General features: G+C 72.4%; 14 protein-coding genes, 1 pseudogene and 1 riboswitch. Of the genes and pseudogenes, 5 read left to right on the top strand and 10 right to left on the bottom strand.

Annotation, left to right across the window (positions count from 1 at the left end):
• From LOK55_RS02130 to LOK55_RS02120, 3 genes are all read right to left on the bottom strand, one after another.
• Nucleotides 1-1112 (bottom strand): sigma-70 family RNA polymerase sigma factor (locus tag LOK55_RS02130; protein ID WP_229934028.1); only part of this gene is annotated, 1112 nt, incomplete at its 3' end.
• A 404-nt stretch (nucleotides 1113-1516) separates the two neighbouring features.
• Nucleotides 1517-2653 (bottom strand): N-acetylglucosamine-6-phosphate deacetylase, encoded by a 1137-nt coding sequence (gene nagA, locus LOK55_RS02125; protein WP_229934027.1) that lies wholly within the window; start codon nucleotides 2651-2653, stop codon nucleotides 1517-1519.
• The gene (locus tag LOK55_RS02120; RefSeq protein ID WP_229934026.1) at nucleotides 2650-4026 is read right to left on the bottom strand and encodes a beta-N-acetylhexosaminidase; all 1377 of its coding nucleotides are present in this window, start codon (nucleotides 4024-4026) and stop codon (nucleotides 2650-2652) included. The genes nagA and LOK55_RS02120 overlap by 4 nt, the downstream gene beginning before the upstream one ends.
• A gap of 91 nt (nucleotides 4027-4117) precedes the next feature.
• Nucleotides 4118-4200, top strand: a riboswitch (ZMP/ZTP riboswitch).
• 66 nt (nucleotides 4201-4266) lie between these two features.
• On the opposite strand from LOK55_RS02120, the gene glyA reads away from it, so the two are divergent.
• Together glyA and LOK55_RS02110 are read left to right on the top strand one after the other, a co-directional pair.
• Complete coding sequence (gene glyA, locus LOK55_RS02115) at nucleotides 4267-5550, top strand: serine hydroxymethyltransferase (RefSeq protein ID WP_196324825.1); 1284 nt, start codon at nucleotides 4267-4269, stop codon at nucleotides 5548-5550.
• Nucleotides 5547-6431 (top strand): bifunctional methylenetetrahydrofolate dehydrogenase/methenyltetrahydrofolate cyclohydrolase, encoded by an 885-nt coding sequence (locus LOK55_RS02110; RefSeq protein WP_229934025.1) that lies wholly within the window; start codon nucleotides 5547-5549, stop codon nucleotides 6429-6431. The genes glyA and LOK55_RS02110 overlap by 4 nt, the downstream gene beginning before the upstream one ends.
• A 3-nt stretch (nucleotides 6432-6434) precedes the next feature.
• On the opposite strand, the gene LOK55_RS02105 is transcribed toward LOK55_RS02110, so the two are convergent.
• The 6 genes from LOK55_RS02105 to LOK55_RS02080 form a co-directional block, all read right to left on the bottom strand.
• Nucleotides 6435-7004, bottom strand: coding sequence for a cytochrome c oxidase assembly protein (locus LOK55_RS02105; RefSeq protein WP_229934024.1), 570 nt, complete (start codon nucleotides 7002-7004; stop codon nucleotides 6435-6437).
• 16 nt (nucleotides 7005-7020) lie between these two features.
• On the bottom strand, nucleotides 7021-7746 hold the full coding sequence (locus LOK55_RS02100) for an amino acid ABC transporter ATP-binding protein (protein WP_229934052.1): 726 nt from the start codon (nucleotides 7744-7746) through the stop codon (nucleotides 7021-7023).
• Nucleotides 7747-7790: 44 nt separating this feature from the next.
• Complete coding sequence (locus LOK55_RS02095) at nucleotides 7791-8636, bottom strand: amino acid ABC transporter permease (protein WP_229934023.1); 846 nt, start codon at nucleotides 8634-8636, stop codon at nucleotides 7791-7793.
• A 61-nt stretch (nucleotides 8637-8697) separates the two neighbouring features.
• Complete coding sequence (locus tag LOK55_RS02090) at nucleotides 8698-9552, bottom strand: transporter substrate-binding domain-containing protein (RefSeq protein WP_229934022.1); 855 nt, start codon at nucleotides 9550-9552, stop codon at nucleotides 8698-8700.
• Between the two features lie 154 nt (nucleotides 9553-9706).
• Nucleotides 9707-10276 carry a hypothetical protein gene (locus LOK55_RS02085; RefSeq protein ID WP_229934021.1) on the bottom strand — a complete coding sequence of 190 codons (570 nt, stop codon included), beginning with the start codon at nucleotides 10274-10276 and terminating at the stop codon, nucleotides 9707-9709.
• A gap of 72 nt (nucleotides 10277-10348) precedes the next feature.
• On the bottom strand, nucleotides 10349-11146 hold the full coding sequence (locus tag LOK55_RS02080; protein WP_229934020.1) for a transglutaminase family protein: 798 nt from the start codon (nucleotides 11144-11146) through the stop codon (nucleotides 10349-10351).
• A 128-nt stretch (nucleotides 11147-11274) separates the two neighbouring features.
• Between LOK55_RS02080 and LOK55_RS02075 the strand changes: the two genes are divergently transcribed.
• The 3 genes and pseudogenes from LOK55_RS02075 to LOK55_RS02065 all read left to right on the top strand — a co-directional run.
• On the top strand, nucleotides 11275-11817 hold the full coding sequence (locus tag LOK55_RS02075; RefSeq protein WP_196324820.1) for a Dps family protein: 543 nt from the start codon (nucleotides 11275-11277) through the stop codon (nucleotides 11815-11817).
• Nucleotides 11818-11822: 5 nt separating this feature from the next.
• A complete protein-coding gene (locus tag LOK55_RS02070) occupies nucleotides 11823-12704 on the top strand; it encodes an SDR family oxidoreductase (RefSeq protein WP_196384752.1) in 882 nt (293 codons plus the stop codon).
• A gap of 37 nt (nucleotides 12705-12741) precedes the next feature.
• A pseudogene (locus LOK55_RS02065) lies at nucleotides 12742-14166 on the top strand (glycoside hydrolase family 15 protein); the annotation flags it as partial.
• Nucleotides 14167-14267: 101 nt separating this feature from the next.
• Here LOK55_RS02065 and LOK55_RS14370 read toward each other — a convergent pair.
• The gene (locus LOK55_RS14370) at nucleotides 14268-14396 is read right to left on the bottom strand and encodes a Vmc-like lipoprotein signal peptide domain-containing protein (RefSeq protein WP_374107602.1); all 129 of its coding nucleotides are present in this window, start codon (nucleotides 14394-14396) and stop codon (nucleotides 14268-14270) included.
• Nucleotides 14397-14466: the final 70 nt, after the last annotated feature.

The following is a 14466-nucleotide window of genomic DNA, read 5'->3' as shown; positions in this document are numbered from 1 at the left end:
CCCGCACCCGCGCCCGCGCCCGCCGCCGCACCGCTCGCGCCCGCGCCGCCGGCCGCCGCGGAGCCGCCCCCCGCAGCACCCGCGCCTCCGGAACCACCCGCGCCACCGGAACCACTCGCACCACCCGAGCCGGCCGCGCCTCCGGAACCACCCGTGCCACCGGAACCACTCGCACCACCCGAGCCGGCCACACCACCGGAACCACCCGCGCCACCCGTGCCAGCGCCCCCAGAACCGACGCCCGCCATCGACACCGCGCCGGGCACGGTGCCCGACGCGCCGGCCGCGAGCGCGACGACGGGCGCCGCGCTGCCCTGCAGCGTCGCGAGGTAGGCGGTCGCGCCGCCCGCACCGATTGTGAGGGGGAGCAGCACGAGCGCAAGGCGCCGCGAGACGTCCTTCGCCTCGGCGGCGACGATGGCGCACCGCGCGCATTCCGCGAGGTGCGCGTCGACCTTCCCGGTGTCGCGCCGCCCCAGGTTGCCGCGGGCGTAGGCGCCCAGCCGCTCGATCGTCCAGCGGCACGCCGATCCCTCGGGTGCCGAGCGCAGGTGCGCCTGGATCCACGCCTCGCGCAGCCCCTCGCGTGCGCGGAACGCGAGCTGGGCGACCGCGGTCGCGTTCATGCCGAGCAGCGGCGCCACCGCGGCCGGCTTCATCTGCTCGATCTCGGTGTACCAGAGCACCTCCTGCCAGCGTGTGGGCAGGCTGCGATACGCCTGCGCGGTGAGGCTGCGATCGAGCGCCTCGTCGGTGGCGTGCGCCTCGGCATCCGGGTCGGCGATCGCCTCGACCTCGTCGATCGGCACCTCGCGGTCGCGGCGCCCCCAGCCGGCCGCGGTGTGACGGATGCTCGTGAAGAGGTACGCGCGGAACGATCCGGTCGGCCCGCCGCCGCGCTCGATCGCCTGGAAGATGCGCGCGTACGCCTCCTGCACGAGGTCGTCGGGGTCGAACCGCGACGTGATCGAGGATGCCACGGCGATGCCCGACCGGTAGTGCCGACGCCAGAGCTCGCCGAATGCGCCCCGATCGCCCGAGCGGGTGCGCTGCACGAGCTCGGCGTCGGCGAGGCCGTCGGTGTCGGCGTGCGACTGATCGGGGTCGTCCATGCGGGTCCTGGTTCGAGGACGGGGATCGATCATGAGACGCCCGACGGGCGCGATCATGACGCGCTTTCCTCATTCTCCCAGGTCGCGCCCGGAAAACGACCGGGCCGGGCGGCGCCCCGGCGCCACCCGAAAAGAAATCCCGAAAACCGCGTCATGGAATCCGCGCTGCGGCATCTCATGGGCAGACGGTTCTCCGTGCGCGCCCCTGGGGAGGGTCGCGCACGGAGGGCCGCGCCGGCCCGGCAACACGGGCACGGTAGCAGAAGGGACCGCCGGGGGACGAGAGCGGTGCGAGCGGTGGGGGCCGCCGCCCCGCTCGCACCCGTACCGGTCGGTCCGGGCCGTCGACCAGGCGCGCGCCGCGGTGCTCACATCCCGTCGCCGGTCAGCGCACGGGCCTCGCCTCAGACCCGCGCGCCGTCGACCCAGACCCCGGCCACCTGCAGGGCGTCGTCGAGCAGCACCGCGTCCGCGGCGGCGCCGGGGCGGAGGCTCCCGTAGCGCCCGGCCAGACCGATCGCCCGCGCGGGCACGCTCGTGAGCGCGGCGACCGCGTCGGCGAGGGGGAGTCCGCCCGCGACGACGAGGCGCAACGCGGCATCCTGCGTCAGCGTCGATCCGGCGATCGCGCCGCCCTCGTCGAGGCGCGCGACGCCGTCGGTCACGGTCACGGCGAGGCCGCCGAGTTCGTACGCCCCGTCGGGCTCCCCCGCGGCACCCATCGCGTCGGTGATCAGCGCGATGCGCCCCGGTGCGCCCGCGAAGGGGAGGGCGATCACGTCGGGGTGCACGTGGATGCCGTCGGCGATCAGCTCGAGCGTCACCCGCTCGTCGCGCATCGCCGCGACCACGGGCCCGGGAGCACGGTGATGGATGCCGGGCATCGCGTTGAACGCGTGCGTGAGCAGTGTCGCGCCCGCATCGAACGCGGCGGATGCCTCGGCCTCGGTCGCGTTCGTGTGACCGACCGCGACGGCGACGCCCGCGGCGACGAACTGCGCCGTGGCGGCGAGCCCGCCGGGGAGCTCGGGTGCGAGGGTCACCTGCCGGACGGTGCCGCGGCCGGCCTCGACCAGGCGCGCGACGGCGGCCTCGTCGGGGGCCCGCAGCAGGCTCTCGGTGTGCGCGCCCTTGTGCCCGGGGTCGAGGAAGGGGCCCTCCAGGTGCGTGCCGAGGATCGTCGCGTCGCGTTCGGAGAGGTCGGCGATCATCCCGACCTGCGCGGCCAGATCGTCGATCGACGCCGTCACGAGCGAGAGCACCGCGCGCGTCGTGCCGCGCGCGAGGTGCACGGCGCGGGCCGCCGCGATGGCATCCAGCCCGTGATCGTACGTGCCGCCGCCGCCCCCGTGCCCGTGGATGTCGACGAACCCGGGCGTGAGGTACGCGCCGGCCGCGTCGATCGCGTCGCCGGCGGGCAGCGCCCGCCACTCGTCGCCGGTGCCCGCGTGCAGCACCACGCCGTCGGCGAAGGCGACCCAGGCGTCGTCCGTCACCTCGCCGCCGTCGACGAGGCGCGCGGAGTGGATGACGGTGGTCATGCGTCGCCTCGATCGGCGCCGGCGGCCACCTCGACCGCCCACGGAATGCCGTCGAGCGGGGTGAACCCGATGCCCTGGCTCGTCCACAGCGGCGCGAGAGCGCCGACGCGTGCGGCGAACGACTCCCACGTGCGCAGCTCGCTCGCCCCGGCCGCGGGGGACCACGCGGCCTCCGCCGCCGCCGCCGCGCGCGGGAACGCGAGGGTATCGATGAGCTTCCCCTGATCCGACCCGACCGCGGTGAAGCCGCGCGCCTTGGCATCCATGCCGTCGATCGGCTCGACGTAACCCCAGAACTGCCCGACGGTGGTCGGTTCGAGGTCGGTCGCCGTGCCGGCCTCGTGCCACGCGACCGGCGTCTTGCCGAGGCTGGCGGCGAGCCGGCTGACCCGGCCGATGAAGTAGTCGTAGTCCTCGGCCGAGGTGCCGAGTGTCTCGTCGCCGCCGATGTGCAGGTAGGGGCCGGGGGTGAGGCGGGCGACCTCGCCGAGCACGTCGGCGAGGAACTCGTAAGTCGCCTCGTCGCGGATCTTCAGCGACGAGAACCCGACCGCCATGCCGTCGTAGGGCACCCGGTTCACCGGCAGCTCGCCGCCGTAGTCGCGCACGATCTCGCGGATGTGGTCGCTCAGCACCGGCTCCTCGGACAGCTCGGGGTAGGCGAGCGAGACGGCGTGGGTGTGCCCGGGCAGGTCGATCTCGGGCACCACGGTCATGTGGCGGGCGCCCGCGTCGTCGATGACCTCGCGGTAGTCGTCCTGCGTGGAGAAGCCGCCCGGGTCGCCGCCCACCGAGGTCGCCGACGCCTTCTCGGTCAGCAGCGGCCGCGAGTCCAGTTGCAGCCGCCACCCCTGGTCGTCGGTCAGGTGCAGGTGCAGGTGGGTGAACTTCAGGGCCGAGGTGCGGTCGATGTACGCCTTCACCGTCGCCACGTCGTGGAAGTGCCGGGCGACGTCGAGCATGACACCGCGGTATGCGAAGCGCGGGGCGTCGACGATCCGGACCGCGGGGATCTGCCAGCCGCCGGGCGCGGGCTCGACGAGCTGGTCGAGCGTCTGCACACCGGAGAAGAGGCCGGCGGCGTCGGTGCCGCTGACGATGACGGATGCCTCGGTCACGTCGAGCCGGTACGACTCGGCCGCGCCGTCGCCGGCGATCTCCAGCACGATCGCGCGGGCGTCGGCGGCGCTGTCGGCGGGCTCTCGGGTGTCGAGACGCAGACCGGTGCGGGTTTCGATGAGGGACTGCAGCGCCTCCGTGGCATCCGCGATCTCGGCCGCGGCCACGATCGGGGTCCCGCACGTCAGGGCGAACGGCGCAGAGCCGTCCGCCTCGATCGAGGCGGGGGCGGGAACGACGGACGGAAGGGCCACGATGCTCCATTCTCGGGGATGGTGCCGACCACGCGCGAGTGGTCGGGTGGGGTCCGCCGGCTCGCGCGGCGCGGGGCCCGGTCGGATATGCTCGCTGTGTCGCGACTGGCGTTGAGGTGGGCCACCACCGGGGAGCGACCACATGGCAATCGACCGTTCGCCTGGGTCGGGCTGCTCGCTGATCGAGTGCCGTCGCGCAGCGACGGTGCACCGAGATCATCCAGCCGACAGGAGACGACTATGACCGACCCGTACTTCAACGCCCCGCTCGCCGAGGTCGACCCCGAGATCGCCCAGGTGCTCGAGCGCGAACTCGACCGCCAGCGCGGCTACCTCGAGATGATCGCGTCGGAGAACTTCGTGCCCGTCTCGGTGCTGCAGTCGCAGGGGTCGGTGCTGACCAACAAGTACGCCGAGGGCTACCCGGGCCGTCGCTACTACGGCGGCTGCGAAGAGGTCGACGTCGCCGAGGAGCTCGCGATCGAGCGCGCGAAGGCGCTCTTCGGCGCCGAGTTCGCGAACGTGCAGCCGCACTCCGGGGCATCCGCCAACGCCGCCGTGCTGCACGCGATCGCTCGCCCGGGCGACACTCTGCTCGGCCTCTCGCTCGACCAGGGCGGACACCTCACCCACGGCATGAAGATCAACTTCTCCGGCCGGCTCTACAACATCGTCGCGTACGGCGTCGACCCCGAGACCTCGATCATCGACATGGACGAGGTCGAGCGCCTCGCCGTCGAGCACTCGCCCAAGGTCATCATCGCGGGCTGGTCGGCCTACCCGCGCCAGCTCGACTTCGCGCGGTTCCGCGAGATCGCCGACAAGGTCGGCGCGCTCCTCTGGGTCGACATGGCGCACTTCGCCGGGCTCGTCGCTGCGGGCCTGCACCCGTCGCCCGTTCCCTACGCCGACGTGGTGTCCTCGACCGTGCACAAGACGATCGGCGGTCCGCGTTCGGGCTTCATCCTCACGAACGACGCCGACATCGCGAAGAAGATCAACACCGCGGTCTTCCCGGGTCAGCAGGGCGGCCCGCTCATGCACGTGATCGCCGCCAAGGCGACCGCGTTCAAGCTCGCCGCGACGCCGGAGTTCCGTGAGCGCCAGGAGCGCACCGTGCGGGGTGCCGCGATCCTCGCCGAGCGGCTCTCGCAGCCCGACGTCGCCGGCGCCGGCATCTCGGTGCGCTCGGGCGGCACCGACGTGCACCTCGTGCTCGTCGACCTCCGCGACGCCGCGATCGACGGCAAGCAGGCCGAGGATCTGCTGCACGAGATCCACATCACCGTGAACCGCAACGCCGTGCCGAACGACCCGCGGCCGCCGATGGTGACCTCGGGCCTGCGCATCGGCACGCCCGCGCTCGCGACCCGCGGCTTCGGCGACGCCGAGTTCACCGAGGTCGCCGACATCATCGCCCTCGCCCTCGTGGGCGGTGCGGACGGCGCCGACTTCGAGCAGCTGCGCACGCGCGTTGCCGCCCTGACCGCCGCGTTCCCGCTCTACCCGGGGCTCACGCAGTGACCGCGACCGTCCTGGACGGGCGCGCCACCGCCGCGGCGATCAAGGCGGAGCTCGCCGAGCGCGTCGCGAAGCTCAAGGCGCAGGGAGTGACCCCGGGCATCGCGACGGTGCTCGTGGGCGCCGACCCGGCATCCCAGCTGTACGTCGGCATGAAGCACAAGCAGTCCGAAGCGATCGGCATGAACTCGATCCAGGTCGAGCTGCCGGCGGATGCCACGCAGGCGGACGTCGAGGCGGAGATCGACCGGCTCAACGCCGATGAGACCTGCCACGGCTACATCGTGCAGCTGCCGCTGCCGCGACACCTCGACACCGACCGGATCCTCGAGCGGATCGACCCGGCGAAGGATGCCGACGGCCTGCATCCCACGAACCTCGGCAAGCTCGTGCTGAACGTCAACGACGAGATCATCTCTCCGCTGCCGTGCACGCCCCGCGCCGTGATCGAGCTGCTCGAGCGCAACGGCTACGCGCTCGCGGGCACGCATGTGGTCGTCGTCGGCCGGGGCGTGACGATCGGGCGCTCGATCGGGCTGCTGCTCACCCGCCGCGACGTCAACGCGACCGTGACCCTCACCCACACCGGCACGCGCGACCTGCCCGCCTACCTGCGGCAGGCCGACGTCATCGTGGGCGCGGCGGGCGTGAAGCACCTCGTGCGACCCGAGGACGTCAAGCCCGGCGCCGCCGTGCTCGATGTCGGGGTGACCCGCGAGATCGATCCCGAGACCGGCAAGTCGAAGGTCTACGGCGACATCGCCCCGGGCGTCGAAGAGGTGGCCGGCTGGCTGTCGCCGAATCCCGGGGGCGTCGGCCCGATGACGGTGGCGCTCCTGATGACGAACGTCGTCGAGGCGGCGGAGCGCACGATCCGCGCCTGAGCGTCAGCGGGCGGCGTCCGATCCGGCGCGCGCGCCGCGCAGGTGCGCCTGTACGAGCGCGTCGTGCTCGGCGTCGGTGAGCGCGTCGAAGTCTGCCGCTTCGGCGCGGTCGCGCCGCGCCCACCGCAGGAGCAGCAGGATCAGCACCGGAACGTCGGCCGCCTCGGCGATGAACCAGAGCATCGCGTTGCCGAGGATCCGGGCCGTCCGCCCGCTCAGCACGCCGTCGAGCCGGTCGCGCCCCGCCTCGCCCATGCCGGCCCGCGCAAGCTCGACCGGCTTGCCGAGCGCGATGAGGGCGGGCACGGCGAGGAGCAGCAGCGCGATGCGCGCCGTGAACGCCCAGCGCAGCTGCGCCGACCACGCGCCGAGGAAGCCCAGCTCGACGACCGCGTACGAGCCGAGGCCGAGGGCGAAGAACAGCACCGTGCGTCGACGCGGCCACACGGCGCCGTGACGGGCGGCTCGACGGATGCCGAGGGCGTAGGCGATCGCCGCGGCGACCAGGACGACGAGGGTCACAGGGTCGGCGCGCCAAGTCGTGAGGAGGGCATCGGAGGGAGGCGTGCGCACAGCATACGCCGCGCGGCTATGCGGTGAAACGGGTGAGGAAAGCCTTCGTGCGGGCATGTGCGGGCGCCGTGAACAGCTGGGCGGGAGCGCCCTCCTCGACGATGACGCCCTCGTCGAGGAACAGCACCCGATCGGCGACGTCACGCGCGAACGCCATCTCGTGCGTCGCCATGAGGATCGTCGCGCCGCCCTCGGCGAGCGAGCGCACGAGGTCGAGCACCTCGCCGACGAGTTCCGGGTCGAGCGCCGAGGTGATCTCGTCGAGCAGCAGCACCTCGGGGTCGGTCGCGATGGCGCGGACGATCGCGACGCGCTGCTGCTGCCCGCCGGAGAGGCGGTCGGGGTGGGCGTTCGCGAAGTCGGCGAGCCCGATGCGCTCGAGGAGCGCCAGTGCGCGCGCCTCGGCATCCTTTCGCGGCACCTTGTGCACGACGCGCGAGGCGAGGGTCACGTTGCCGAGCACCGTCAGATGCGGGAAGAGGTTGTAGCTCTGGAACACCGCGCCGAGCCGCGCGCGCACCCGGTTGCCGTCGACGCGCGGGTCGGAGATGTCCTCGTCGCCGAGGAAGATGCGACCGTCGTCGATCGGCTCGAGCAGGCCGAGGCAGCGGAGGAGCGTGGACTTGCCCGATCCGGATGCCCCGATGAGCGCGACGACCTCGTGCGCGGCGAGCGACACCGACACCCCGCGCAGCACCTCGCGCTCGCCGAACGCCTTCCAGACATCCTCCGCCGCGAGCACCGGGGCGCCGACCGGCGCCGGGACACCGCCCGGCCCCACCGCGGTCACAGGATCGCTCCGCTCTGCTCGCGCTCGCGCAGCCGCGCCGTGTACCAGTCGGCGATCCGGATCGTGGGGATCGCGAGCAGCACGAAGAGGATGCCCGCGACGACGTACGGCGTGAAGTTGTAGCTGAGGGCGTTCGCCGAGCGCGCGGCGGCGATCGCATCGATGGCGCCGAGGATCGAGATGAGCCCGACGTCCTTCTGCATCGAGACGAAGTCGTTCATGAGGGGCGGCGTCATCTTGCGCAGGGCCTGGGGGAGCACCACCCGCCAGAGGGTCTGCCCGTAGCCGAGCCCGAGCGAGCGCGCCGCGAGCCGCTGCGACGGGTGCACCGCGTCGATGCCGGCACGGATCACCTCGGCGACGTACGACGAGTAGGTGAGGGTGACGGCGAGCACGCCGAGCAGCACGACCGGGATGCGGGTGTTCGTGATCGTGGGCAGACCGAAGCCGACGAGGTAGAGCACGATGATGAACGGGAACCCGCGGAACAGGTCGGTGTAGGCGGCCGCGACGACCCGCACGGGGAAGAACACCGCTCCCGGGAGCGTCCGCAGGAAGGCGATCAGCAGGGCCACCGCCGCGACCGTCACGACCGAGAGGGCGAGCACCTGCAGGTTCACGAGGAACCCGTCCCACACCTTCGGCAGCGACGCGACCGCGGTGGCGGGGTCGAAGAAGGTCTGCTGCACCTTCGTCCAGCCCGGAGTGTTCACGACCGTCACCCACACGACCGCCGCGAACACGAGCGTCGACCCGATCGCGACCAGCACCGAGCGTCGCTCGCGGCCGCGGCGGTAGGCGCGCCGTTCGAGCTCCAGGGCGCTCGGGGTGTGCGAACTCACGAGACGACGCTACCCGAGCGGGGCCGGGCGGCCGAGTTCGGCCCGGCCTTCGACAGGACGGTCACTTCAGCTGCGGCACGCCCTCGGTGAGCACCGACAGCCATTCCCTCTCGAGCGCGTCGAGGGTGCCGTCGGCGCGCAGCGTGTCGACCGCGTTGCTGACCCGGGCGGTGAGCGGCGAGTCCTTCTGCAGCAGGAGGCCCCACTGGTCGGGAACCCCCGCCGCGGGCAGCTCGCCCACCATGAAGCCGCCGTCGATGTAGTAGTTCGCGGCGAGGTAGGCCGTCGGGGTGTCGAGCACCATCGCATCGATCTGGCCAGCCTCGAGGGCCGCGCGGGCGTCTTCGTTCGAGCCGAACAGGGCGGCGGGAGTCGTCGGGGCGATCGCCTCGTCGATCGTGGTGGCGCTCGTCGAACCGGCCATCGCGCCCAGCAGCAGTCCCTTCGCGCCGGCGAGGTCGGTGACGCCGTCGGCCTTGCCGCCCTTGATCGCGACGATCGTCTGGCTCGCCTCGAAGTAGGGCGTCGAGAAGTCGACGGCCTGCTTGCGCTCGTCGGTGATCGTGTACTGCTGGATGTTGAAGTCGAAGTTCTTCGGCCCCGGCGCGATCGCCGCCTCGAACGACGTGCGCACCCAGACGACGTCGTCTTTGGCGAAACCGAGCTTCTCGGCCACGGCGTACGCGACGGCCGACTCGAAGCCCTTGCCGGTCGTCGGGTCGTCGTCGTAGACGTAGGGCTCGTAGGCCGTCTGGCCGGTCGCGATCGTGAGCTTGCCGGGCGTGACGAAGTCGGCCGCCGGGTCGGCGCTCGATGCGGCCGGGTCGGCGGAGCCGGAGCAGCCGGCGAGGGCCAGGAGCGCGGCGACGGCGGCGGTGGCCATCGCGAGGCGGGCGGGACGGGCGATGCGCGGCATGACGGAGACCTTCCGGGTGTGGGAGCGCGGCGCGTCGGATGCTGTGGACTTATGCCGCAGCATCCATCATTCCCGCTCGCCGATGCCGTCGGGGTCGCGCGGGTCCCTTTGTTACAGGGCCGTCATGCGCGGCGGCCCCCGGTTGCCGGCGCGGTCAGCTCTTGCCGAGGTCGTCGAGCATCTTGCGCTGCTCCGGCGTCAGCCCGTCGTCGGCCTCGGCGGCGCTCGCCGACGTGATGCCGGACGTGCCCGCTCCGGGGGATGCGGTGGCGTCGGCGCCGGCACGGCCGCCGCGGATGCCCGCCGTGGCGCGGTCGTAGTATCCGCCCGCCCTCGCCTCGATGCGGTCGTCGATGCGGGCGTACACCGCCCAGCCGATGGCGATGATGACGGGCGGCAGGACGTAGGCCCAGAACCAGCTGCCGCGGGCGTTCACGCCGGTGAGCACGAGCGTGATGATCCAGATGATCGCCGCGACGGCGAGCACGAGCAGCAGCTGCACGAGCGCCTCGCCGATGCGGGTGCGGTCACCGGCCGACTCCGCCGCCGACTTCGTGAACGCGCCCTGCAGCAGCGGCTTCACGAACAGCTCCGCGAGCGTCAGGATGACCGACGCCCACAGCACCGCCCACCCGACGTGCGCCGGGGTGAGCAACCCGATCACGAGCAGCACGGCGACGTTGAACACGTATAACGAGAGGAAACGCACGATCCAGGCCTTCATGCCCCCAGCGTGCCACGACGCGCGCCCGAGCGCGAGAGCCGGTGCGGTCGGCGCGCTCAGCCGCCGGCGCGGTCAGCGGATCGAGACGAGCTGTGTGACGTCGTCGCGGGCGAGCTCGTCGACGACGGCGGTCACCTCGATGACGTCGAGGTCGGTGCGGCCGCTCAGCACAGTGAGGAAGGCGGTGTCGGCGGCGTCGCGACCGGTCGCGATGCGCACGAGGTTCTGCCGGGGCGCGAGCGCCGTGGCATCCACCACGCGCCACGCGTCGTCGATCCACGCCTCGGTCACCGCGTGGAACTCCATCGGCGCGAGGCCCGGCGCGTAGACGGCGGCCACGCGGGCGGCGACGCCGCGGGCGCGCAGGAGCGCCGCGCACAGGTGCGCGTAGTCGCGGCACACGCCCTGTCGCCTGAGCAGGGTCTCCACGGCGCCGTCGGTCGGGCCGGAGGCGCCGGGCACGTAGCTCAACTGCGTGCCGACCCAGGACGAGACGGCCGCGAGGAGGTCGGCGCCGGGGTCGATCCCCGCGAACTCCGCCGCGGCCGTCGGGGAGAGCACGTCGCTCTCGACGTAGCGGCTCGGCAGCCGCGAGGAGAAGAGGTCGTAGGGCACGCCCGGCGCTTCGGCGCCCTCGCCGTCGATGTGCGCGCGGTAGTCGATCACGAGTGAGCCCGTGCCCACCTGCAGCCGCTGGAAGCGCGTGCCGCTGTGGTCGGTGAACTCGGTCGCCGCGACCGGCGCCCCGTCGAGGAGCGCCGTGAACGCCTCGTCGCTCGGCTGGTAGTGCGTCGACACGGCGATCGCGACGACGAGGTCGGCGGGCTCGGTCACGGAGAGTTCGAGGTGGGCGGTCACGTCGCGCTGCATGCACCCAGACTGACACACCGCGGTGAGGAGAGGGCGCCGGCGAGCGGGCCGGAGCCGCGGGCGTACCACGCACGATCCGGGCGCGCAATCCCCGTCCGTCGCGGCGGCCGCCCCCGTAGCATCGAAATATGGCATCTACGACAGCGACCAAGAACAAGCGCAAGCCCGCGCACGGAGCACGGCTGACGAACGAGCAGAACGCCGAGAGCGGCTTCACCGCCTCCAAGGAGCTGAGCGAGAACCTGCAGAAGGTGCTCGTCGACCTTCTCGAGCTCGCCTCGCAGGGCAAGCAGGCGCACTGGAACGTCATCGGCACGAACTTCCGCGACACGCACCTCGCGCTCGACGAGATCATCGACTCGGCGCGCGAGTTCAGCGACACGATAGCCGAGCGCATGCGCGCGCTGCACGCCCTGCCCGACGGCCGCAGCGACACCGTCGCCGAGTCGACCACCCTGCCCGAGTTCCCGCAGGGCGAGATCGCGACGACCGAGGTCATCGACCTCATCACGGCGCGACTGGAGGACACCGTCGCCACCTGCCGCGGCGTGCACGACGAGGTCGACGAGGAAGACCCGACGAGCGCCGACATCCTCCACGAGATCATCGAGAAGCTCGAGCAGTACGCCTGGATGATGAGCGCCGAGAACCGGAGGCCGGCCACCTCGTGACCGACATGTACACGGCCCAGGATCCGACGACGCAGTATCCGCGGCCGCCGTTCCCGCCGCAGCAGCAGGATGCCCCGGGCGACATCCACGAGATGACGCCCGCGCCCGATCACGGCGAGAAGACCTACATCGGCTTCGGGCGGCTGCCCGGCCGGAAGGCGCTCGTGACCGGGGCGGACTCGGGCATCGGCCGCGCCGTCGCGATCGCCTACGCCCGCGAGGGCGCCGACGTCGCCCTGTCGTACCTCGCCGAGGAGCAGGAGCAGGCCGAGGAGGTCGCGGAGCTCATCCGCGCCGAGGGCCGCGCAGCGGTGCTCCTGCCGGGTGACATCCAGGAGGAGCAGGTGAGCATCGACGTCGTCGAGAAGGCGGCGGCGGAGCTCGGCGGGCTCGACATCCTCGTCCTCAACGCCGGCACGATGCCGACCGTCGACAGCATCGACGACTTCGAGACGAAGACCCTCGACCACGTCGTAAAGGTCAACATCTATCCGCTCTTCTGGATGACCAAGGCCGCCTCCCCGCACCTGAAGCCCGGCGCGGCGATCATCACGACCTCCTCCATCCAGGGCTTCGACCCGTCGCCGTCGCTCGCGGAGTACGCGGTGTCGAAGGCGGGCATCGCGAATTGGACGCGCGCCCTCGCGCAGCAGCTCATCGAGCGGGGCATTCGGGTCAACGGCGTCGCGCCGGGGCCGATCTGGACGCCGCTGCAGCCCGCGTTCGTGCCGAACGAGAAGATCGAGCACTTCGGCGAGCAGACCCCGATCGGGCGCGCCGGTCAGCCCGTCGAGCTCGCGCCCGCGTACGTGTTCCTCGCGTCGCAGGAGTCGAGCTACGTCGTGGGCGAGACCATCGCGGTGACCGGGGGCATGACGCTCACATGAGCGCAGCCCGGCGACGCGCCGTTCGCGCGAGCCCGCGATGACGATCCCGGGTCGAGAAGACCTCCGCACGTACGCGGCGGTCGGCGACGGCCGGACGGTCGCGCTGATCGCCGCGGACGGGGGCATCGACTGGATGCCGATGCCGAACCTCGATTCGGCGCCGGTCTTCGCCCGGATCGTCGACGACGCCGACGGCGGGTGCATCGAACTCGCCCCGGACGGGGAGTACACGGTGCGCCGCCGGTACCTCCCCGGCACGAACGTGCTGCAGACCACCTTCACGACGCCGGGCGGCGTCGCGACCGTCACCGACGCGCTCGTCACGGGCGTCGCCGGGCGGTTGCCGTGGGCGCAGCTCGTGCGCCGGATCGCGGGCATGCGCGGTGAGGTCCGGTTCCGCTGGGCGGTGCGGCCGGGCACGCGTCTGCGGACAGCGGCGCCGTGGATCAAGAAGCACGACGGCGTGCACCTGCTGCAGGTGGGCTCGACGATGCTGGCGGTCATCGGCTCGGAGGTCGGTCGGCCGCGCGCCGACGCGACTTCCTCTCTCCTCTCCGCCGTGCGCGGCACGTTCACGACCGCGGCGGACTCGACGCACATCCTCGCGATCATCGCGAACGACGACGAGCCGCTGCACCTGGCCGATCCGGGCCTCATGGGCGCGAGCCTCGACCGCTCGATCGCGGGCTGGCGCGACTGGTCGAAGGAGTTCTCCTACGACGGACCGTGGCAGGATGCCGTGCAGCGCAGCGCCCTCGCCCTGAAACTCCTCGTCTACGCCCCGACGGGCGCCATCGCCGCCGCGGCGACGACGTCGCTGCCGGAGAATCCCGCGGGCGGGAAGAACTGGGACTACCGCTTCGCCTGGGTGCGCGACCTCGCCTACACGGCGCACGCGCTCGTGCGCTTCGGTCTGCGCGAGGAGACCCACGCCGCGCTGTCGTGGATGGTGAAGACCATCCGCGCCGACGGCGACCTGCGCGTCATGTACACCCTCCGGGGCGAGCCGGTGGAGGGCGTGGAGTTCTTCGACGCGCCCGGATGGGCCGGGATCGGCCCCGTCGTCACGGGCAACCCGGCCAGCGACCAGCTGCAGCTCGGCGTCTACGGCGACCTCTTCGCGATCTGCCGGACCTACGCGGATGCCGGGAACGTGCTCGATCCGGGCACCGCGCGCCTCCTGGCCGAGCTCGCCGACCGCGTGTGCGACCTGTGGCGCAACCGCGACTCGGGCATGTGGGAGCTGCCCGAGCTCGCGCACTACACGTCGTCGAAGATGGGATGCTGGCAGGCCCTCCGCGACGCGGTGCACCTCGTCGTGGCGGGCGCGATCCCGGTCGCCGACGGCGCCGTGGAGCGGTGGCAGGTGGAGCGGGACCGGATCGCCGCGTGGGTCGCCGAGGAATGCTGGTCAGAGGATCTCGGCGCGTACGTCATGGCGCCCGGATCGACCGCGCTCGACACCTCGGTGCTGCTGCACGCCGAGAGCGGTTTCGATCGCGGCGAACGGATGTCGCGGACGATCGACGCGCTCACCGCGCAGCTCGGAGCCGGGGCGCTGCTCTACCGGTACTCGGGCATGGAGCGCGAGGAGCACACGTTCGTGGCATCCGCCTTCTGGCGCGCCGGCGCGCTCGCGTGCGTGGGACGGCACGACGAGGCGATCGCCGCGATGGACGAACTCGTCGCCATGTCGAACGACGTCGGCCTCTACAGCGAGATGATCTCGGCCCGCGACGGGTCGTTCTGGGGCAACCTGCCG

The organism is Microbacterium sp. F2E (assembly GCF_020905435.1).
In the GTDB taxonomy this organism is placed as follows: Bacteria; Actinomycetota; Actinomycetes; order Actinomycetales; family Microbacteriaceae; genus Microbacterium; species Microbacterium lacticum.
Note: the sequence above shows the minus strand (reverse complement) of the source record. Positions and strands in the feature narration are given on the sequence as shown.

Bases quoted from the DNA above. Each gene is read 5' to 3' on its own strand.
- nagA (WP_229934027.1), bottom strand. From the start codon at position 2,653: ATGACCACCGTCATCCACTCCGCGCGCCTCGTCGACGGCGGCGAGGTG.
- glyA (WP_196324825.1), top strand. From the start codon at position 4,267: ATGACCGACCCGTACTTCAACGCCCCGCTCGCCGAGGTCGACCCCGAG.
- LOK55_RS02090 (WP_229934022.1), bottom strand. From the start codon at position 9,552: ATGCCGCGCATCGCCCGTCCCGCCCGCCTCGCGATGGCCACCGCCGCC.
- LOK55_RS02085 (WP_229934021.1), bottom strand. From the start codon at position 10,276: ATGAAGGCCTGGATCGTGCGTTTCCTCTCGTTATACGTGTTCAACGTC.
- LOK55_RS02080 (WP_229934020.1), bottom strand. From the start codon at position 11,146: ATGCAGCGCGACGTGACCGCCCACCTCGAACTCTCCGTGACCGAGCCC.
- LOK55_RS02075 (WP_196324820.1), top strand. From the start codon at position 11,275: ATGGCATCTACGACAGCGACCAAGAACAAGCGCAAGCCCGCGCACGGA.
- LOK55_RS02070 (WP_196384752.1), top strand. From the start codon at position 11,823: ATGTACACGGCCCAGGATCCGACGACGCAGTATCCGCGGCCGCCGTTC.
- LOK55_RS14370 (WP_374107602.1), bottom strand. From the start codon at position 14,396: ATGGCGACGAGTTCGTCCATCGCGGCGATCGCCTCGTCGTGCCGTCCC.